At 57.2% G+C, this 19412-nt stretch carries 20 protein-coding genes and 1 tRNA gene; 6 read left to right on the top strand and 15 right to left on the bottom strand.

What is annotated here, in order from left to right:
• Window positions 1-9: 9 nt before the first annotated feature.
• Window positions 10-1344 (bottom strand): short-chain fatty acyl-CoA regulator family protein, encoded by a 1335-nt coding sequence (locus tag MWU39_RS07615; RefSeq protein ID WP_247159405.1) that lies wholly within the window; start codon window positions 1342-1344, stop codon window positions 10-12.
• Between the two features lie 151 nt (window positions 1345-1495).
• Between MWU39_RS07615 and MWU39_RS07620 the strand changes: the two genes are divergently transcribed.
• On the top strand, window positions 1496-3094 hold the full coding sequence (locus tag MWU39_RS07620) for an isocitrate lyase (RefSeq protein WP_247159406.1): 1599 nt from the start codon (window positions 1496-1498) through the stop codon (window positions 3092-3094).
• Between the two features lie 117 nt (window positions 3095-3211).
• Window positions 3212-3397, top strand: coding sequence for a hypothetical protein (locus MWU39_RS07625; protein WP_247159407.1), 186 nt, complete (start codon window positions 3212-3214; stop codon window positions 3395-3397).
• A gap of 512 nt (window positions 3398-3909) precedes the next feature.
• On the opposite strand, the gene MWU39_RS07630 is transcribed toward MWU39_RS07625, so the two are convergent.
• Together MWU39_RS07630 and MWU39_RS07635 are read right to left on the bottom strand one after the other, a co-directional pair.
• A complete protein-coding gene (locus MWU39_RS07630; RefSeq protein WP_247159408.1) occupies window positions 3910-5232 on the bottom strand; it encodes an amidohydrolase in 1323 nt (440 codons plus the stop codon).
• Between the two features lie 22 nt (window positions 5233-5254).
• A complete protein-coding gene (locus MWU39_RS07635) occupies window positions 5255-7054 on the bottom strand; it encodes an SLC13 family permease (RefSeq protein ID WP_247159409.1) in 1800 nt (599 codons plus the stop codon).
• Window positions 7055-7182: 128 nt separating this feature from the next.
• Here MWU39_RS07635 and MWU39_RS07640 point away from each other — a divergent pair, with 128 nt between their 5' ends.
• The gene (locus tag MWU39_RS07640; protein WP_247159410.1) at window positions 7183-8232 is read left to right on the top strand and encodes an alcohol dehydrogenase catalytic domain-containing protein; all 1050 of its coding nucleotides are present in this window, start codon (window positions 7183-7185) and stop codon (window positions 8230-8232) included.
• 57 nt (window positions 8233-8289) lie between these two features.
• Here MWU39_RS07640 and MWU39_RS07645 read toward each other — a convergent pair.
• The 3 genes from MWU39_RS07645 to efp form a co-directional block, all read right to left on the bottom strand.
• Window positions 8290-8374, bottom strand: a tRNA-Leu gene (locus MWU39_RS07645).
• Between the two features lie 74 nt (window positions 8375-8448).
• A complete protein-coding gene (locus tag MWU39_RS07650; protein ID WP_247159411.1) occupies window positions 8449-9267 on the bottom strand; it encodes an inositol monophosphatase family protein in 819 nt (272 codons plus the stop codon).
• A 6-nt stretch (window positions 9268-9273) separates the two neighbouring features.
• Window positions 9274-9837 carry an elongation factor P gene (gene efp / locus MWU39_RS07655; RefSeq protein WP_247159412.1) on the bottom strand — a complete coding sequence of 188 codons (564 nt, stop codon included), beginning with the start codon at window positions 9835-9837 and terminating at the stop codon, window positions 9274-9276.
• 224 nt (window positions 9838-10061) lie between these two features.
• Between efp and MWU39_RS07660 the strand changes: the two genes are divergently transcribed.
• Window positions 10062-10424, top strand: a complete 363-nt coding sequence (locus MWU39_RS07660) for an elongation factor P (protein ID WP_247159413.1) — start codon at window positions 10062-10064, stop codon at window positions 10422-10424.
• Here the strand turns inward: MWU39_RS07660 and MWU39_RS07665 are convergent, their stop codons facing one another.
• From MWU39_RS07665 to tkt, 9 genes are all read right to left on the bottom strand, one after another.
• Window positions 10425-10733 (bottom strand): hypothetical protein, encoded by a 309-nt coding sequence (locus MWU39_RS07665; protein ID WP_247159414.1) that lies wholly within the window; start codon window positions 10731-10733, stop codon window positions 10425-10427. It abuts the gene before it with no gap.
• Window positions 10730-11383 carry a thiamine phosphate synthase gene (thiE, locus tag MWU39_RS07670; protein WP_247159415.1) on the bottom strand — a complete coding sequence of 218 codons (654 nt, stop codon included), beginning with the start codon at window positions 11381-11383 and terminating at the stop codon, window positions 10730-10732. The genes MWU39_RS07665 and thiE overlap by 4 nt, the downstream gene beginning before the upstream one ends.
• A 10-nt stretch (window positions 11384-11393) precedes the next feature.
• A complete protein-coding gene (locus MWU39_RS07675; RefSeq protein ID WP_247159416.1) occupies window positions 11394-12284 on the bottom strand; it encodes a fructose bisphosphate aldolase in 891 nt (296 codons plus the stop codon).
• A gap of 90 nt (window positions 12285-12374) precedes the next feature.
• Window positions 12375-13010 carry a 2OG-Fe(II) oxygenase family protein gene (locus MWU39_RS07680; RefSeq protein WP_281501092.1) on the bottom strand — a complete coding sequence of 212 codons (636 nt, stop codon included), beginning with the start codon at window positions 13008-13010 and terminating at the stop codon, window positions 12375-12377.
• A gap of 15 nt (window positions 13011-13025) precedes the next feature.
• The gene (locus MWU39_RS07685) at window positions 13026-13487 is read right to left on the bottom strand and encodes a PaaI family thioesterase (protein WP_247159418.1); all 462 of its coding nucleotides are present in this window, start codon (window positions 13485-13487) and stop codon (window positions 13026-13028) included.
• Between the two features lie 6 nt (window positions 13488-13493).
• Complete coding sequence (locus tag MWU39_RS07690) at window positions 13494-13919, bottom strand: nuclear transport factor 2 family protein (RefSeq protein ID WP_247159419.1); 426 nt, start codon at window positions 13917-13919, stop codon at window positions 13494-13496.
• Window positions 13920-13921: 2 nt separating this feature from the next.
• Window positions 13922-15121 (bottom strand): phosphoglycerate kinase, encoded by a 1200-nt coding sequence (locus tag MWU39_RS07695; protein ID WP_247159420.1) that lies wholly within the window; start codon window positions 15119-15121, stop codon window positions 13922-13924.
• 24 nt (window positions 15122-15145) lie between these two features.
• Window positions 15146-16153 (bottom strand): type I glyceraldehyde-3-phosphate dehydrogenase, encoded by a 1008-nt coding sequence (gap, locus tag MWU39_RS07700; RefSeq protein WP_247159421.1) that lies wholly within the window; start codon window positions 16151-16153, stop codon window positions 15146-15148.
• A 15-nt stretch (window positions 16154-16168) separates the two neighbouring features.
• On the bottom strand, window positions 16169-18148 hold the full coding sequence (gene tkt / locus MWU39_RS07705) for a transketolase (RefSeq protein ID WP_247159422.1): 1980 nt from the start codon (window positions 18146-18148) through the stop codon (window positions 16169-16171).
• A gap of 273 nt (window positions 18149-18421) precedes the next feature.
• Between tkt and MWU39_RS07710 the strand changes: the two genes are divergently transcribed.
• Window positions 18422-18646 (top strand): hypothetical protein, encoded by a 225-nt coding sequence (locus MWU39_RS07710; RefSeq protein WP_247159423.1) that lies wholly within the window; start codon window positions 18422-18424, stop codon window positions 18644-18646.
• Window positions 18643-19125, top strand: coding sequence for a cell division protein ZapA (locus MWU39_RS07715; protein ID WP_247159424.1), 483 nt, complete (start codon window positions 18643-18645; stop codon window positions 19123-19125). The genes MWU39_RS07710 and MWU39_RS07715 overlap by 4 nt, the downstream gene beginning before the upstream one ends.
• Window positions 19126-19412: the final 287 nt, after the last annotated feature.

Below are 19412 nucleotides of genomic sequence, written 5' to 3' on the forward strand. Positions count from 1 at the left end.
TTGATCAAATCAGGGATTGGGCAGCGCAAGACGCGGCGGCGCTGGTGTCAAACAATCTGCTCGGCCGCAACGCGGACATCCTACCCCTAATGGCACAGCATCCTGAGGATCAAGCGAGACACCGCGAGCATGGGCCAATTCGCCAGCAAACCGCGCCTCAAGTCCGAGCACAACCGACTTTCGAGCAGAGCAGGCGGCGCCATCGAATTCGACTGTTCTAGCAACAGTGAACCAATGTTTGGGCACAGCTTCGCCTTCTCCGAATGTGACCGCCTGTGTGAGTAGAGAGCCCCGCGCCTCAAAAGCGGCATAGGGCACCCACGCAGGCCAACGCGCACCGTCGATTGGATGCACTGCTCCACTGGCTCCAGCGCTAAAGTGAACCATGCGGCCCGTCCGCCCAAAACGCGCGCTGAAAAACGGCAGGCCGCGTTCGCCAAGCCGCTGCAATGTCGTGAGCCGCTGCGCGACTTGATCAAAGCTCGACGCGAAGCGGCGTTGAAGAATGGTCACGTCATAGGCGGATTGCTCGCAAGCCCGCAAAAACCGCCGGTAAGGCATCAGCAGCGCCGCCGCAGCATAGTCCGTCACATGTTCATGGAAGAGCGCGCGCGCCTCATCGGCATCAAGCCGTGCTCCCGCTGTGATCGTCTCAATATGGTCGCGCAATTCCAAAGCCCCAACCTGACGCGCAATTTGAAATCTACGCGCTGCGCCGGGCAGCATCTCGGACAATTGTAACTGCCGGTTATGCAGGTCCAGACGGTGGACGATGCCCGGCATCACGTCAGCGGGCAGAATGCGTACGGACAATTGATGTTTCTCGCGCAAACGATCGGCAAGCGCCGCACCAGTGTCGGAACGCGACAGACGAAGTTCGTCCGCCATCGCTTCTGCTGCATCGTCCAAATCGGCGAAATGATTCTGCCAGCGTTCGACCGCTTCGCGCGCCTGTTTTGCGGGGTCTTCGCTTTGCTGTCCCCCCTCGCCTGCCGAATCATATAGCCGCGCGAAAGCGGCGGCGGCTTGCGGTGCGGCGGCGAGAAACTCCTGCAGCTCTTCGCGGTCTATGCCGAGATCGGCAAACCTTTTGTCAGACATGCGACGGACCAATCCGTCCAATCCACCAATCGCCTCATCTTCGCGCAACGTGCGCGGGTCAAAATCAAACCGCTCAATCACTTGCACAAGAACGCGCGCGGACAAGGGCCGCTGATTTCGCTCGATCAAATTGAGATAGCTTGGTGAAATGCCAAGGGACGCGGCCATTGCGGCCTGAGTGAGCCCTTCGCGTTTGCGCAAACGGCGCAGAGCGGGGCCAGCGAGGAGTGAGTTATCAGCCATACCCCTTCTGTAAATATATTTACAAGCTTACACAAGAATTACCTGATTTCGGCATATACAGACAAGAAAGTCTGTAAGTTTTCCTGTTATGCTGCGCTGCACCACTGCATAAAAAGGCCATCACCTCTCCCCACGAAGCAGGATACCTCTGATGACCTATCAAAACACCATCGCACAGATGCAAAACATCATCGAAGCCAACGGCCCAAGCTGGGGCGCAATCGACGCCGAAGCGACCGCTCGTATGGCGATCCAAAACCGTTTCCCGACCGGCCTCGACATTGCGAAATACACCGCAAAGATCATGCGCGCCGATATGGACGCCTATGATGCTGACCCGGCGGCCTACACTCAATCGCTCGGCTGCTGGCACGGATTTATCGCTCAGCAAAAGATGATTTCGATCAAGAAACACTTTGGCAGCACGAAACAGCGTTACCTCTACCTGTCGGGTTGGATGGTTGCCGCGCTTCGCAGCGAATTCGGCCCACTGCCGGATCAGTCGATGCATGAAAAGACCAGCGTTCCTGCGCTGATCGAAGAGCTCTACACCTTCCTGAAACAAGCCGATGCGCGCGAGCTTGGCGGTCTTTTCCGCGATCTCGACGCAGCGCGTGATGCTGGTGACGAGCTCAAGGCGAAAGACATCCAGAACCAGATCGACAATTATGAAACGCATGTCGTTCCGATCATTGCCGATATCGATGCCGGTTTCGGTAATGCCGAGGCAACATACCTGCTCGCCAAGAAGATGATTGAGGCGGGTGCCTGCGCTCTGCAGATCGAAAATCAGGTTTCGGACGAGAAACAATGCGGTCACCAAGACGGCAAAGTCACCGTCCCGCATGAAGATTTCGCACAGAAAATCCGCGCCTGTCGCCATGCATTCTTGGAAATGGGTGTCGAAGACGGCGTGATCGTTGCTCGCACAGACAGCCTTGGTGCTGGCCTTACCAAGCAGATTGCCTACACCAAAGAGCCGGGCGATCTGGGTGACCAGTACAACAGCTTCCTAGATTGCGATGAAGTCGATCCGGCCAACATTTCGAATGGCCAAGTCTTCATCAGCCGCGATGGCAAGCTCATGGCGCCAAAACGTCTTCCATCGAACCTGTTCCAGTTCCGCGCTGGCACCGGAGAAGACCGCTGCGTTCTGGATGGTATCACGTCGCTTCAGGCGGGCGCTGATTTGCTGTGGATCGAAACCGAGAAACCGCATGTCGAGCAGATCGCCGGCATGGTCGACCGGATCCGCGAAGTCGTCCCGAATGCAAAGCTGGTTTACAACAACTCGCCTTCGTTCAACTGGACACTCAATTTCCGCCAGCAAGTGTTTGATGCGATGGCAGAAGCGGGCAAAGATGTGTCAGCGTATGACCGCGACCGTTTGATGAGCGTCGATTACGATGCGACCGAGCTCGCGATTGAGGCCGATGAGAAAATCCGCACGTTCCAGGCTGATGCCGCGAAACGTGCCGGTATCTTCCACCACCTCATCACGCTGCCGACCTATCACACCGCTGCGCTCAGCACGGATAACCTTGCGAAGGAATATTTCGGCGACCAGGCGATGCTTGGCTACGTGAAGAACGTCCAACGCGAAGAAATCCGTCAGGGTATCGCCTGCGTGAAGCACCAGAACATGGCTGGCTCCGACATCGGGGACGATCACAAGGAATACTTCGCTGGCGAAGCAGCCCTGAAAGCGGGCGGCAAGGACAACACGATGAACCAGTTCGCCGCTGCTTAAACAGGCCTAGGCCAACCGTAGGGCCGGATATATGATCCGGCCTTGCGGGAACGTTCCTAGCCTTCCATTAGAATTGCCACCATCACCACATCCATGATTGGAAAAGGGAGAGACACAATGAGCGATATTGATACTCCAAAGACCGAACCATCGCGTGCTCGCGCGCTGCTTTCAACTGCGGACATGAAGCTTCTTCGCCGCGCGCTGGAAAGCCACGCTCGCGCCACCGAAGATCGCGATGAAATTGCCAAGATTAACGCCCTGCATCACCGCCTCGGCACATACGCGCCGTCGGCTGACTAACCAGCAGAGACGTTTCCCCGTTTCACAGTTCTCCTGGGGAGGAGAATACGGCCGTCGATCCGGAGCAATCCGGTTCGGCGGCCGTTCTTTATTTACTAATCCCTCAGCGAGTCTGATCGGAACCTTACTCGCTTGAGAACTGACACTAACTCAGACCTTTGGGCGATTGGAACGCTAATAACTGTAAACTGCGGCGATGCGTTGGCCTTCCCATCGGTCCACGCACTGCATGCATCTTCTTCGCATCCCGTCAGCCATAGGTTTCCGTCAATATTCGTTGCGCTTATCGACGAGGGAAGCGATGGATGATCACCTTCGTATATACCGATATGAACATCGCCGAACTTCGTACTATAAAAGTCGAAGTCGTTAGGTTTCGGAGACTGTGAGAGCCTACTGAACTGATCCCCATCCAGACAAATGTTGTGCGTACAAGACAATCGATCTTCAAAAGCGCACGATGAAACCAGAAGGCTAGCAAAACATATAGCTAATGCCACTCGCTGCACGACTTACCCACCCTTAGCGGGCATCAGATCGAGCGTTGCCGCAGTCAGCGCCTCTGTCGCGGTGGCTATCACCTTTTCCGCGTCTGGTGCCCAGAATGGTGAGTGCAGGGATGGCAGTTCCATTTCGCCAGCCTGCGCCTTTTCCCACTGATCCTGCGGCACGCCGCCCACCCAGAAGATGAGCGTTTTCACATTATCGGGATCCGCACGGCGGAACTGGCTGAAATCTTCTCCGCCCATCACAGGATCGGTTTCAAACACCCGGCCCGGAAAACGCGCGGTGAGCACTTCGGCAACATCCGCTGTCAGCTCCGGCGTGTTGTATGTCGCGGGAGTGTACGGGTCTTTGACCTCGACCACCGGCAGCAAATCGCCTGACAGGCCAGCAGCCATGGATTCCGCTTTGGCAATGCGTTCGATGCCTTCAAGCAGAGCCGTCCGTGTCTCGTCGCTATACGAACGGACTGTAAGTTGCAGCTTCGCTTCATCCGAGATGATGTTGTGCTTTGCGCCAGAGCGGAAACTGCCGACGGTCACCACTGCGGAATCAAGCGGGCTTATCTCCCGGCTGACCAGCGTTTGCAGGCGCATGACGATGCTGGATGCGATCACAATCGGATCTTTGGTCGTGTGCGGATAGGCGCCGTGCCCGCCCACGCCTTTTACCGTGATATCGACGCTATCGACATTGGCGAGAGCAAAGCCTGGTGTGTATCCAACAAAGCCAGCAGGGGCTGCCGCGGCATCGTGAAATGCAAGAACATAGTCCGGCTTTGGAAAACGTTCATACAAGCCATCTTCCAGCATCGCGACCGCGCCCAAACCCAATTCCTCGGCAGGCTGCAGGATCATCACCAGCGTGCCGGACCATTCGTCTTTGCGCTCCGCGAGGAGTTGCGCCGCGCCGACCCAAGCCGCCATGTGCGTATCGTGTCCGCAGGCATGCATGATGCCGCTTTCAACGCCGCTTTCAGGGACACCGCGCGCTTTGGAGGCGTATGGCAAACCGGTTTGCTCTTCGACCGGCAGACCGTCCATATCGGCGCGCAGCATCACAGTGGGACCATCGCCGTTTTTCATCACGGCAACGACACCGGTTTGGCCGACACCTTCGGTGACTTCAAAGCCTAGTTCCCGAGCGCGAGCGGCCAGTTTCTTGGCTGTGTTAAACTCCTGGAATGACAGTTCGGGATTGGTGTGCAGGTCTTTGTAGACCTCCATCAGCTCAGGCATATCCTCCATCAGCGCATCACGCAGTTCATCCGCCTGCGCAGGCGCCGCAAAGGCAAGCCCGCATACACCCGCAAGAGCCAGTCCGATCCTCATGTCATTTCCCCTATTCGTAATTCTAAAGCCCGTACCACAGCACCAGCAGGACCGAGAGCGTCATCACCATCAAGATAACTAGCGGAACACCCGTTCGGACGTAGTCCTTAAAGTCGTAATTGCCCTCAGCCATGATCAGCATGTTGGTCTGATAAGCAATCGGTGTCGCGTAACACAGGTTACAGCCGAACAGCACAGCGAGCACCAGCGGCTCTGGCGGCAGGCCGAGCTGAGCCGCGATACTGAACGCAATCGGCGTTCCCACCGTTGCCGCTGTGGCGTTGGATGCGAAGTTCGTGAGCACCGTCACGAATGCCATAATTGCCGCGAGAACGAGTGCGGGAGGCAAATATCCAAGGCCCAACGAAAGCGCTTGCCCGAGCCAATCCGCAGCCCCGCTCTCATCAATTACGCGGCCAATGGCAATACTTGCGGCCACCAATACGATAACCTGCCCCGATAGCGCCCTACCCACGCGATCAAATTTCACGCACCCTGTGACAAACATCAGGATCGCGCCAGCCAGGGCTGAAATAGCAATCGGTACGTAACCAGTCGATGCGACGAGAACCGCAACGCCCATAATCGCCGCAGAAAGCACGGCTTTGGAACGGCGGGGAAGTTCACGCGCCCCTTCGAGCATCAAAAGGCTGTCTGCGCTTGCGAAACTCTGAAGATCGCTTTCCAGGCCCATGACAAGCAGCACATCGCCCTCTGCCATGCGCAGATCGCCGCCATCGGAATATTGGTCTTTTTCGCCGATCAACCGGTTTGGGCGGTGGATGCCGAGCACCGCGACACCATAAAGATCTGCGATACCCGATGATGGCAGTGTTCGCGTGATGAGGCGCGAGTCTGCTGTGACCGTCATCTCGACGACCAGAATATCCTGGTCTTTTGCCGACGCATTCCGTTTGATCCGGTCAAGCACCCAGTTAGGCGCGAGTTCGCCTTTGAGTACTCGAACAGCGTCTTCCAACCCTTCATGCGTTCCAGAAATGTGCAAGCGATCTTGTGCCTGAAGTGCACCTGCGTGCTGACCGTGGAACTGGATGTTCTTGGGAAGCTTCGGAAGGATGTCAGAAACGCTGGTACCGACAAGATCACTGTCGCTGCCAATCCGAAGCCGTGTGTGGAAACGGCGGAAGTTCTCTTCTGCCTCAACGCGGTTATCGCCAAGCAATCTCGGCATAACGAGCCACATATAGGGCAGAGCAACCAGACCAGCCAAAAGCACAATCGGCGTAAAATCGAACACACCGATCTCACGCATGCCCAGATCCACGGCAATCGACACGACCAGAATGTTCGTCGACGTTCCGATCGTGGTGGCGAGCCCGCCAATCAAGGATGCCGAATTGAGCGGCATAAGCGTTTTTGACGTGGGCAATGCCCCCCGCGCAGCGAGTGCGGCGAAGATCGGGATCATCAACACCAATACAGGAGTGTTGTTGACGAACATTGAGAGAAACAGCGCGATAAGAAGCGAAATCAGCAGGCCGAGCTGCAAATTGATCTTGAACACTCGCTCAAGAATACGGGCCGCTGGTTCCAAAGCGCCGGTGACAACCAGCCCCCTGCCCATCACCATCAAAGCGCAAATCGTAACCAGCGCGTAGTGCCCGAACCCGCCAAATGCGAGTGCGAGCCCGTCAATCGGGCGGGTGTTTTCCAGAGGGAAGAAATAGAGCCCAACCGCAATCACGGCGATTGTCAGCAATGAGACGATTTCGATCGACATGCGTCCACGGACAAAACCGATGAACATCAGGACCGTAATGACCATTGCGGCCATGGCGTGATAGGATGGAAGTTCCAGCATGTGCCTGTGTCATCCCGTTTTTCAACTATCGCTGATAAGATCAAGCGATTTTAGTCGAATGGTGCACTTGTCCTCTCTCGCGCTTCCCGCAACAGTGATGCGAACAAGAGACGCGGGAAGGCGAATTGATGAAAGCTTTGGTGTTCAACGGACCACGTGACATTCGGTATGAAAGCTATGCTGATCCCGAACTGCGGAGCGCCAACAGCGCGATCCTAAAGGTGGAAAGCTGCTCAATCTGCGGCAGTGACCTCCACATGTATCATGGCGCACATATCGGGAAGACCGAATACAGCGCCGATGCACCCAAATTTTGCTGCGGTCATGAATTTGTCGGCGAAGTGGTTGAGGCTGGCAGTGATGTGCATGGGTTTAAAGTCGGCGACAAGGTTTTGGCTGCAGGAGGGACAGGATGTGGCACCTGCGCGCAGTGCCTCACCGGCGATGTGTGGCAGTGCCGTGCATCCACGGCCTTCGGGATAGGCCCCAGCCTACAGGGCGGGCAAGCAGAATTCGTCAATGTCCCTAACGCGGATAGGACACTCTATTCGATGGATGGCCTGACAACCGAACAAGCGCTCTTGCTCACTGATGGAATGGCAACCGCCTATTTCGGGCTGACACGCGCCGAACCCAAACCGGGCGGCACCGTTGCAGTGGTCGGGCTTGGCCCGATTGGCATCATCGCGGTTGAGCTGGCCTTTATCCTTGGCGCAACAGAAGTTTTTGCAATTGACCCGGTTGATTCGAGGCGCGCGATGGCCGCTAAGCTTGGTGCGACAACCCTCGCGCCTTCACCCGACATGATTGGACAGATCATGGAGAAAACAAACGGAGCCGGTATCCAATCCGTTTTTGAAGCCTCAGGAGCAAAAGGCGCGATCAATTCCGTACTCCCAATGGTCGCAAGACAAGGCAATGCGAGCTTTATCGGTATTCCGGAACCTGATGATGTCCTCCCACTGCCCTTAATCATGTTCAAGAACATCACAGTGCGCGGCGGGATTTGTGACGTACAAAATATGTGGCCGCACTTGATCCCGCTTGTCCGATCAGGCCGGATCAAAAGCGAAGGGCTGTTCAGCCATCAGTTTGATCTCAGCGAAGGCGCGGACGCATATCGCCTGTTCGACAGCCGCGAAGAAGGCGTCATTAAGCTGCGAATTGATGTGAAGTAGCGGCTCTTGGGCTAACGCTTCGCACCCGAGACAAAGTCTTTTGAGGTACAAGAGAAATGGTGCCCCTGGCCCGACTCGAACGGGCACTCCGTTAGGAACTCGATTTTGAGTCGAGCGCGTCTACCAATTCCACCACAGGGGCACGCCTGAGCAGAGACGGCGCTGTTAGCGCCGCTCTGTCATTACTTCAAGCGGACTTTCACCGCTATCGCTTCGCTATTTCAGCGAATTCGCCAGCAATTTGTGCAGCCGTGAATGCAAAGCGTCATTTGCCGCCAGAACTTGAGCCGAATGGACCGGGTTGGAGCGGCCGCGGAAATCGGAAACAAACCCGCCCGCTTCGCGGATCAGCAAGCAACCGGCTGCCGTGTCCCAATCGTTGAGCCCGCTTTCCCAGAAGCCGTCAAACCGGCCTTGGGCGACATAAGCCATATCGAGCGAGGCAGCACCAAAACGGCGAATGCCAGCGACTTCTGGCCCGATTGCGCCAAAGATGCGGCTCCACTCGGCAAAGTCCCCGTGTCCCTGAAACGGGATACCGGTTGCAATCAGTGCCTCGTCAAGCGAGCGGCGACCCGACACGCGAAGCCGCGCATCCTGTAGCCACGCACCGCGTGTCTTCTCGGCCCAATACGTCTCGTCATTGATCGGGTGGTAGATTACCGCCGCTGTGACATCGCCCCAGCCTTTGCCATCCAGACGCGGCTCTTGCGCCGCGATGCTGATCGCAAAGTGCGGGATGCCGTGCAGGAAGTTGCTTGTTCCGTCGAGCGGATCAACGATCCAGCGCGGTTTGTCTGGTGCGCCTTCGATGACGCCAGCCTCTTCCAATACAAAGCCCCAATCGGGCCGCGCATTGAGCAGTTCATCATAGAGAATGCGTTCCGCGCGCATATCGGCTTTGGAAACAAAGTCCGCTGGACCTTTGCGGCTCACCTGGAGGTGCTCAACCTCGCCAAAGTCGCGCCGCAAACGGTTACCCGCTTTACGCGCCGCGCGTTCCATGACGCGGATCAGGCCTGAAAACATCGACATCGTGACTTAGCTCGCTTTGCCGACATAAGATTGCTCGTACACATCTACGATGATGCGAGTGCCGCTGCCGATATGAGGCGGGACCATGATGCGCACGCCGTTGTCGAGGACAGCCGGCTTGTAGCTGGATGAGGCAGTCTGCCCCTTCACCACCGCATCGGCTTCAACGATTTCGGCCTCGATTTGCTGCGGCAGCTGAACCGAAATCGGTTTCTCTTCCCACAGTTCGAGCATGACCTGCATGCCATCCTGCAGGAATGGCCGCGCATCGCCGAGTAGATCGGATGGCAGATTGATCTGTTCGTAATTCACCTGATCCATGAACACGAGCATATCGCCGTCTTCATAGAGGAACTGATAATCCGCAGTATCGAGACGCACCTTTTCGACTGTGTCGGCGCTGCGGAAACGAACGTTGGTTTTGCGGCCGTCCTGCAGGTTCTTCATCTCGACCTGCATGTACGCGCCGCCTTTGCCTGGCTGCGTGTGCTGAATCTTGGCAACCTTCCAGATGCCTTTTTCATATTCGATGATGTTGCCGGGACGAATGTCGACGCCGCTGATTTTCATGGGGCTGGTGCCTTTTGTCGGAGATATGGCGCGCGGCGTGGGCCAGCGCACTCTGAAAAACTGTGATGCGCGCCAATAGCGGAGGGAAGAGTTCACGGCAAGCGCACCGGAGCCGATGGGTAACTTGTCGTAAAAAGTCAGGCGAAATTCAGCCAAACATCCTTAACGCCGTGGCTTACAGCGCCGCATAATGTTATCAAACTGCGCACAATGAGTACCCCGCAATGAAAACACGTTACGTCTTTTTCCTGACCGTATTCGCGGCTGCTGTGGCTGCTGCCGCTCCTATGATGGCGCAAAACCAGCTGGGAGGCGGCAAGCTGGCGACCATGCCAAAGGGCACATACCAATGCGCTTTGCCGGGCGATGCCGCTGGCAAGGCTATTGAAGTCGTGAAGGAAGAGGAATTCCGGCTCGGCGCTGCGTCCAGCTACACCGATGCCGAAGGTAAGGGCATATACTTGCTACGCGGCAAGAAATTTACCTTCACACGCGGCCCCAAAAAGGGCGAGCAATTCACGCGCGTCGGCACGAACCAACTGAAGCGCGGCAAACTGATTTGCACGCGCCTTGGCGGTCGTTCCTAACTACGCTTCTACAGTTTCCGGAGTTTCCGATGCCTCTGGCGTAGGCTCGGCGCTTGGCTGCGACGGAGGCGTTGCTGTCGGCGCAGGCGTAGGTTCTGGTGTGGGTTCCACAGCAATCGGAGGCGCGGAGGGAGGAGTGACCGTTTCCGCAGGCGTTGGAGCGACAGGCGCAGGCTCTTCTGTCGTCGGTTCGCCATCATCTTGCCGATCATTCGCCATTTCGAACGCTGTTCCGCCAAAAATAATCCACGCAGCAGACGTTAAAGTCGCGGTTATGATGATTGTCAGAAGCCTATCGATAAACTTCATGGCGCTGGCCTTTCTGTTTCGCTGATCACTTTTGCAAAAGCCTCGATGGCCTGCACCTCATTGTCGTTCCACACAGCGCCCGACACCGCGAGGAAATCCGCTCCCGCTTCGATCAACGGAGCGCAATTTTTCGGCGTAATGCCTCCGATCGCGACACAGGGAATTTCGAACAGAGTTGCCCACCATTTCAGTGTTTCGATTGTAGGCCGCTCGGCGTCGCCCTTATCCTTTGTGGTGCTTTCGAAGAATGCCCCGAAGGCGATATAATCCGCGCCAGCCTCACCGGCGTCCATCGCCAAGTGCTTTGACGCATGACAGGTTACGCCGATCTGGACATCACGGCCCAACTCCTCGCGCGCTTCCGTGGGGTCGCCATCGCCCTGCCCCAGATGCACTCCGTCAGCCTTAAGCCGTTTGGCCAGCGGAACGCTGTCATTGACGACAAAGGCGACATCATGCGCGGCGCAGATTGCCTGCAAAGGCTCGGCAAGATCTGCAAGCTTGTGCTGATCGTCGATCCCTTTCACCCGAAACTGAAAGGCGGTGACCACTCCTTTGCCCGCAGCAAGCGCGCGCTCAAGCTGGGCGGGAAAATCGCCGCCGACATCTTGAGGAGAGATAAGGTAAAGCTGGGTATCTGGCTGATTCACGCCGACCGCTTTAGACAGCGCAGCTGGCGCCCGCAATCTTATCGATGGCTTTGCCTAGGGTTCCGTCAAACTCGTCGTCTGACTGGCCTTTGCGCAGGTCCTGCAGCAGCCCGCGGCTGAAGCTGGCGATCATGCCCGGGTTCTGCGCGAGACGTTCGCACGCATCATCGGTTGAGAAACCACCGGACAGCGCAACCACGCGCAGCACATTCGGGTGATTGATAGCCGGGGTGTAGTGCCCCGCTTTCACAGGGATCGACAGTTTAAGCATGACCTTGCGGCCTTCCGGCAGAGCGTCGAGCCCCTTCATGATCTCAGCGAGCAAGATGTCTTCACCGGCTTCGCGATCATCCGAAGTGATGTCATATTCAGGTTCAAGCATCGGCATCAGACCCGCATCTGCAATCTGATTTCCAACCGCGAACTGCTGTTCAACCACAGCGGCGATCCCTGCTGCGTCTGCGGATTTGATCACCGACCGCATTTTCGTGCCAAACATGCCATTGGCGACGGATTTTTCGAGCAGCGCCGGAAGTTTATCCAGCGGCTTCATCATCTGCGCGCCGTTTTCCTCGCCGGCGAGGCCCTGATCAACTTTGATAAACGGTACAATACCGCGCGCTTTCAAAGCGTCGGCGGTGGATTTTCCTTCAACGCTGCCATCCATCGTTTTCTCAAACAGGATCGCGCCGATGACCTTGCCACTACCAAAGCATGGCGATGTGATAACCCGGCTGCGCATCGCATGGATTTGGCCGAACATCTCTTCGTCGCCAGACCATTCATCGTCTTCAACACCGTATCCGCGCAGCGCCTTTGGCGTGGAACCACCCGATTGATCGAGAGCCGCAATAAAGCCCTGTCCGTTTGCAATTTTGGCGGTCATCTCTTCGGTGTTCATCGATTGTCCCTTTGGAATGCATACCTATGCAGGAAAGATTGTTCGCCTTTAGCCAGAGCTACCGCGCGGGGCAACGGCATAAACCGTGTTTTACGCCTTCAATCCGGGCGTCAGATTGATCGCGATGCTGATCCGCGTTCCGTTGCCGTGAAACGGTCGCACGGCATGTTGGAGCCAGCTCGGGAACATGACGATCATCCCTGTTTTGGGCCGGACCGACATTTCGCTCACTTGCGGCGTTCCATTGCTTTCTTTGATGCGAAGATCGGGTGCGGTCATGCGAACCATCGGCATTCTCGGATCAAGCACTTGCAAATGCCCGCCCAAGCTCGGGTCGTCATCACCCTGATAGCCATCATCGATATAGGCAACAGCCGACCAAAAGCTGCCCGGATGCGTGTGATACTGGTTGGCGTTCCCCTTGCCAGAGACATTGGCCCACATTTCAGGAATCCAGCCAAAGCGGCTGTCATTCGGGCTTTTGTCATCCAAGGTATACGCATCGGCGAGCTCCATCGCCTTTAAGGCGAGCGCTTTCGCAGCTTCACCGCCCCATTCGATCATTTCCGTGTTTGAATGCCACCCGCCCAAGTTGGAGATCGATACTCCCTCCTGATCGCGGGCCTGTTCGGCCTCGATAACTTCCCGAAGGGCTGCGATCCCGGCTTCACTTTGTAGCTGGTCGACCACGAAGGGTGTTGAGAACAAAGAGTGGGTCTGGGCCATAATGCGTTCTCGAATTTAGTCTTTGCGAGGGCTGAATTTGCGGATGATACCCGTAAAACTCAATGCGGGTTTACCGTCGCCCGTGATGAGGCCGCGTACGAAGATCGTTTTGCCCCCGCCACGCGTTACCTCTCCGCGCGCCTCGACCAGAGCGCCTTCGGGCACTCCGCCAAGGAAGTCGCTCGACAGGTTCATCGTCACTGCGGCGGCACCGCCCAGCTCGTCTGTTGCAATTGCGAAAAGCGCGAAATCGGCAAATGTCATCAAACATCCGCCATGCATCGATCCGGCACCGTTCATATGCTGAGCTTCGGCGCGAAAGGCGCTAAGATAGGTGCCGTCATCCTCGCGTCGCATAAAGAACGGGCCGCTGCGCATCTCATACGGATCATGATTCCAGTGATACCAGCCTGCAAATTCACCCTCGGTGCATTCAACGGCATTGCCGTAACCGTATTCAGTCTTTGTTTCGCTCATTTCAAATCACGCCCACAATTGCAGGCTGCGGACGGTCTGGGTGAAACGTTCATCCTTGGCCGTTTGCGAGATTGCATGTTCGGCCAGTTTCCAACCCTGAAAGCGTGATTTGCGCCACAGACCCGTGAGCATGAATTCTCCGCTCCATTCGACCCTGCCCAATTCCAGTTCCAGCTTTGCGCCGGCCACATACCAGGCGCAGCGGCCGTGACGGCGGACGAATGCCTGACCCAGCCTGAAACCGGTGCAACGAAAGCTGTCTTGCGCGGCGGCAATGAAGCTGGGCCGGTCCAGCAATTCAGGCGGCGTGCTGCCCACCATCATCATGAAATCGCGCGCAGCAATATCGCGGATCGCGCCTGCGTCGCGGTGCATCCAACTTTGCATAAAGCGCAGCTCTTGCGCTTCGATCATGGCTTCGATTTCGGCCATGCCTATTTACTCAGCGCCGCGACGCCCGGAAGCTCTTTGCCTTCCATCCATTCCAGGAATGCGCCGCCTGCGGTGGAGATATATGTGACCTCATCGGTGACACCGGCCTGAGCGAGCGCAGCGACGGTATCACCGCCGCCAGCCACGCTGATCAGCGACCCTTCCTGCGTCAGCGCAGCGGCATGGCGCGCAAGCGCAACGGTTGCGGCATCAAACGGCTCGGTCTCGAATGCGCCAAGCGGTCCGTTCCACACGAGCGTGCGGCAGGTTTTGAGGACATCGGCCAGCGCCTCGGTTGCGAGCGGGCCGATATCGAGGATCATCTCATCCTCGGCGACTTCATGGACGTTGCAAGTGCGCAAACTGTCAGGATTCGCGGCGAATTCTTTTGCGACGACAACATCATAGGGCAGGTGCACGGTGCACCCTGCGTGATCGGCCTCGTCCATGATCTTTGAAGCGATGTCGGTGAGATCATGCTCGCACAGCGACTTGCCTACATTCACACCGCGCGCGGCGAGGAACGTGTTGGCCATGCCGCCGCCGATGATGAGGTGCTGCACCTTACCCACGAGATTTTCGAGCACAGCCAGCTTGGTCGAGACCTTCGCTCCGCCGACTACGGCAGCGACAGGCTGTTCGGGATTGCCGAGCGCCGCCTCAAGCGCCTTCAGCTCGCGCTCCATGGCGCGGCCTGCATATGACGGCAGGTGATGCGTGATGCCTTCCGTTGTCGCATGCGCACGGTGCGCCGCGCTGAACGCGTCATTGACGAAAAAGTCGCCATGCGCGGCGATGGCCTGCGCAAAGTTTGGATCGTTTTCCGTCTCACCCGCCCAGAAACGGGTGTTGTCGAGCAAGCCGATATCGCCATTGCGCAGGATGCCGATGGATTGCTCCACCACAGGTCCGGCGACTTCAGGAATGAACATCAGTTCCTTGCCCAGCACCGCCTCGACATCGCCGACAACCATACTGGTGGACAGCACGGATGAACGCTTTCCGCCTGGACGTCCGAAATGCGCCAGCATCAGGACTTTCGCACCCTTTCCAGCGAGTTCGAGGATGGTCTCTTTTACCGCTTCAACGCGGGTCACATCGGTCGCGGACCCGTCTTTCATCGGAAGGTTCAGATCAACCCGAACGAGCGCGACCTTGCCGGTCACGTCACCCAAATCATCAAGTGTTTTGAATGCGGCCATGTCGCGCCCTTTCGAAGAGATAGATTAGAGGAACTTCGCCATAACACCGGCAGTGTCGATCATGCGGTTGGAGAAGCCCCATTCGTTGTCATACCACGAAACGACGCGAGCAAGTTTGCCTTCCATCACGCTGGTTTCGAGGCTGTCGACGGTCGAGCTAGCCGGGTGGTGGTTGAAGTCAGACGAGACCAAAGGCTCATCGGTGTAATCGAGCACACCCTTCATTACGCCATCCGACGCTGCTTTAAGCGCCGCGTTGAGCTCTTCTGCTGTCGTATCGCGGCCCGGTTGGAACACGAGATCGACGAGGCTGACATTCGGTGTCGGCACACGAACCGACGATCCGTCCAGCTTGCCAGCGAGTTCCGGCAGAACCAAGCCGACCGCACGGGCAGCACCGGTGGTGGTCGGGATCATGTTCTGCGCACCGCCGCGGGCACGGCGCATATCACCGTGCATTTGATCCAGCATACGCTGATCGTTGGTGTAGGAATGGATCGTGGTCATAAAGCCGCGCTCAATGCCGACCGTATCGTTCAGGACCTTCGCGATTGGCGAGAGGCAATTGGTGGTGCAGCTTGCGTTGGAGACGATCACGTCTTCGCCGGTCAGCACATCGTGGTTCACGCCGTAAACGATTGTCGCGCTGACATTCTTGGCCGGAGCCGAGATCAACACGCGCTTTGCACCCGCTGCGAGGTGCGGACGGCAGGCTTCGTCGCTTTGGAAAAAGCCGGTGCATTCCAGAACGATGTCGACACCCTGTTCGCCATGCGGAAGGTTGCCCGGATCGCGCTCGCTCGTGACGGCAATCGACTTGCCACCAACAACAATCGCGCCGTCTTTCACGTCCACTTCGCCGGGGAAACGGCCATGGGTGGAATCGTATTTGAACAGCAGCGCGTTCGATTTGGTGTCCGCGAGATCGTTGATCGAAACCAGTTCGAGATCGTGATCGCTCCGCTCAAGAATAGCGCGGGCGACAAGACGGCCAATGCGGCCAAAACCATTAATTGCAACTTTGGTAGCCATGAGAGGAGCTCCTGCTTAGTCGTTCAATTTGTTGTGAATTTGCGGGACAATCGCCTCCGCAGTGAAACCGAAATGGGCGAACAGGTCTTTCGCCGGTGCCGACGCGCCGAAGCTGTCGATGCCGATATTCAGACCGTCCGTACCGGTGTAACGTTGCCAACCGAAAGTGCTGGCGGCCTCGATAGAGACGATGACCGCATCCGAAGGCAGCAGATCGGCGCGGTAAGCGTCATCCTGCTCGTCAAATAGCTCGGTGCAAACCATAGACACAACGTCGGTGCCGATGCCCGCTTCTTCAAGCGCTTTTGCACTTTCCATCGCCACACCGATTTCCGCGCCGGTGGCGAGGATCACAACCTTGCGTGTCGCCTCTGCAGCTTTCAGGCGGTAGGCGCCCTTTGCAGAAAGGTTTTCGCCAGCATCCGTCAGACGCACTTGAGGCAATCCTTGGCGCGAAAGCGCAAGGATTGTCGGGCGGTCCGCCTGTTGCAACGCAACCTGCCAACACTCTGCGGTTTCAACCGCATCGGCTGGACGCATCACGAGCAGGTTCGGCATCGCACGCAGCGAGGCCAGATGCTCCACCGGCTGGTGTGTTGGACCGTCTTCGCCAAGGCCGATGCTGTCATGCGTCATCACATAGATAGCGCGGGCCTTTTGCAGAGCCGAAAGTCGGATCGCGCCCCGTGCATAGTCGGTGAAGACCAAGAACGTGCCGCCATAAGGTATCACGCCGCCATGCAGCGCCATGCCGTTCATCGCGGCGGCCATGCCAAATTCGCGGATGCCGTAATAGACATAGCGCCCGCCGTAATTATCGGCGGTGAAGCCTTCGATACCGCCTGCTTTGGTATTGTTCGATCCGGTCAAATCGGCGCTGCCGCCAATCGTTTCGGGCATCGCAGGGTTAATGACCGCAAGTGCCATTTCGCTTGCTTTACGGCTTGCCACGCCCTGAGGATCGGCGATCAAATCAGCAATATGCTGCTCAAGGACATCGGTTTCAGGCAATTCGCCTGACATGCGCCGTTCAAATTCGCCTTTGTGAGGTGATCCCATCAATCGCGCTTCCCAGGCCCCATGAGCATCGCTGCCCTTCTCGCCTGTTGCACGCCAATCGTTCAGAATATCAGATGGCACTTCAAACGGTGCCGCGCTCCAGCCCAATGCTTCACGAGCGCCCGCGATTTCTGCATCGCCCAATGGCGCACCGTGAGTAGCGCTGGTGCCCTGCTTAGTCGGGGCGCCCTTGCCGATAACGGTCTTGCACGCGATCAGCGACGGCCGACTGTCGGCTTTGGCTTCGTTGATAGCACGTTCGATATCGTCAAAATCGTGTCCATCACAGCTGACAACATGCCAGCCGGTCGCTTCGTAGCGTGATCTAATATCTTCGCTGGTCGACAGGTCAGCTGGGCCATCAATGGTGATGTTATTGTCATCCCAAAGGACATTGAGACGTCCGAGATGGAGGTGGCCTGCAAGCCCGATGGCTTCGTGGTTCACACCTTCCATAAGGCAACCGTCACCCGCGATCACCCATGTGCGGTGATCAACCACATCATCGCCAAACGTCGCATTCAGATTGCGTTCCGCCATGGCCATGCCAACCGCCATCGCAATCCCCTGACCCAAGGGACCAGTTGTGCACTCGACACCTTCAAGCAGAAAATTCTCTGGGTGCCCGGCACAGGGGCTGCCGATCTGGCGGAAATTGCGAATATCATCCATCGTCGGACGCGCATAACCGCTGAGATGCAGCAGGCTGTAGATGAGCATTGAGCCGTGCCCTGCGGACAAGACAAAACGATCGCGGTCCGCCCAATCGGGGCGTGACGGATCAAACTTCAAATGGTTCTGGAACAGAATGGTGGCCACGTCCGCCATACCCATCGGCATTCCAGGGTGGCCCGAATTTGCTGCTTGCACAGCATCCATCGAAAGCGCTCGAATGGCGTTGGCCATATTTTGCAAGCGCGAGGTATCAATCGTCATGCGGGTCTGTTGCCTCCTGCTGGCGCGGCGGGATGATTGGTGTTTTCGCCGCGCGAACCTACCGAGCAACGGGCAGTGCAGCGCCGCGCTCGATTCGATCCGTTCGAATGCCATTGCCGAGCACCATGGTGAGGTCAAGCGGTGCGCGCACGCAGCGCAAGGTTGCCCCCAATCACATTAATCGCTGCGTTTGATTGCTGCCATTCCAGATCACTTATCAACAGGGCCCCTCAAAGCTTTGCCTACGCACAGCATTCTTGATATTTAAGGGACATGAGTGAGGCCAGAATTGTCTCTGCGATGGAACGCATCGAAGCCGCCATGGAGCGGATTGCGAAAGCGCGCGCAGCCAACCCGCAATCATCCGACACTTCATCAGGCGATAGTGGCGGCTCTGCCAAAGTTATGGCTTTGGTGAACGCTCATGAGAAATTGCGCGAGGAAGTCGCTGATACAATGCGCGAACTTGATACTCTGATCGAGGATCTTGAAGCATGAGCGAAATCTCCATCAAGATCGGTCCGAAGTCCTACCCGTTTGTCTGCGGCGACGGCGAAGAAGACCACATCCGCAAATTGGCGGCGATTATCGACGAGAAGTATGCGCAGCTCGGCTCTGCCCGCTCCCCGCAAGAAGCGCAGAATATGCTGTTCGCCGCATTGTTTCTCGCCGACGAACTGGCCGAGGCGCGAAAGGTCGCAAAGAAATCGTCCGAGTCGATCGAGCATGAAAAGGCCAAGCTGGGCGGCAAGAAAGCCGAGTTGAAGGCAGAGATCGAAACTCTAACAAAAGCCGAGGCGCGAGCCCGTGAGGAAGTATCCGAGTTGAAAGCTCAACTCACGGAAATGCGCGAAGCGGCCAGTCACCAGCATGATATGTTTGGTGCTCCGCCAGCCAGCGATGACATTGTCGAAAAGCTTGAAGCACTGGCGAAGCGCGCTGAAGAAACAGCCAGCGCGCTTGAAGGAACGGCTTAGTCGTCCTAAGTCCATCTGTGGCGGGGCTGCCCGGCACGAGCCGATTGAACATCCCTGAGGCTATAAGCAATCCATCGGGAGCTGTCCCTGCCTGAGTTTACGGGTTCGTCCTGGGGGCTTGGGCATACGGCGCCCACCTGACGTTTTCGCGTCAGAGGATTTCTCTGGCAACGACCCATGGTGGTCCCGCTACATGTTTGTTGGCCTCAAGCGCCGGCGTTCGCATCCGCTCACTTGGCTTTCCTCGCTTCGCTGCGGGCGGGCGGTCGCCCTTGCGGCCCTTCAGG

The sequence above is a fragment of the Erythrobacter sp. F6033 genome, from assembly GCF_023016005.1.
GTDB lineage: Bacteria > Pseudomonadota > Alphaproteobacteria > Sphingomonadales > Sphingomonadaceae > Erythrobacter.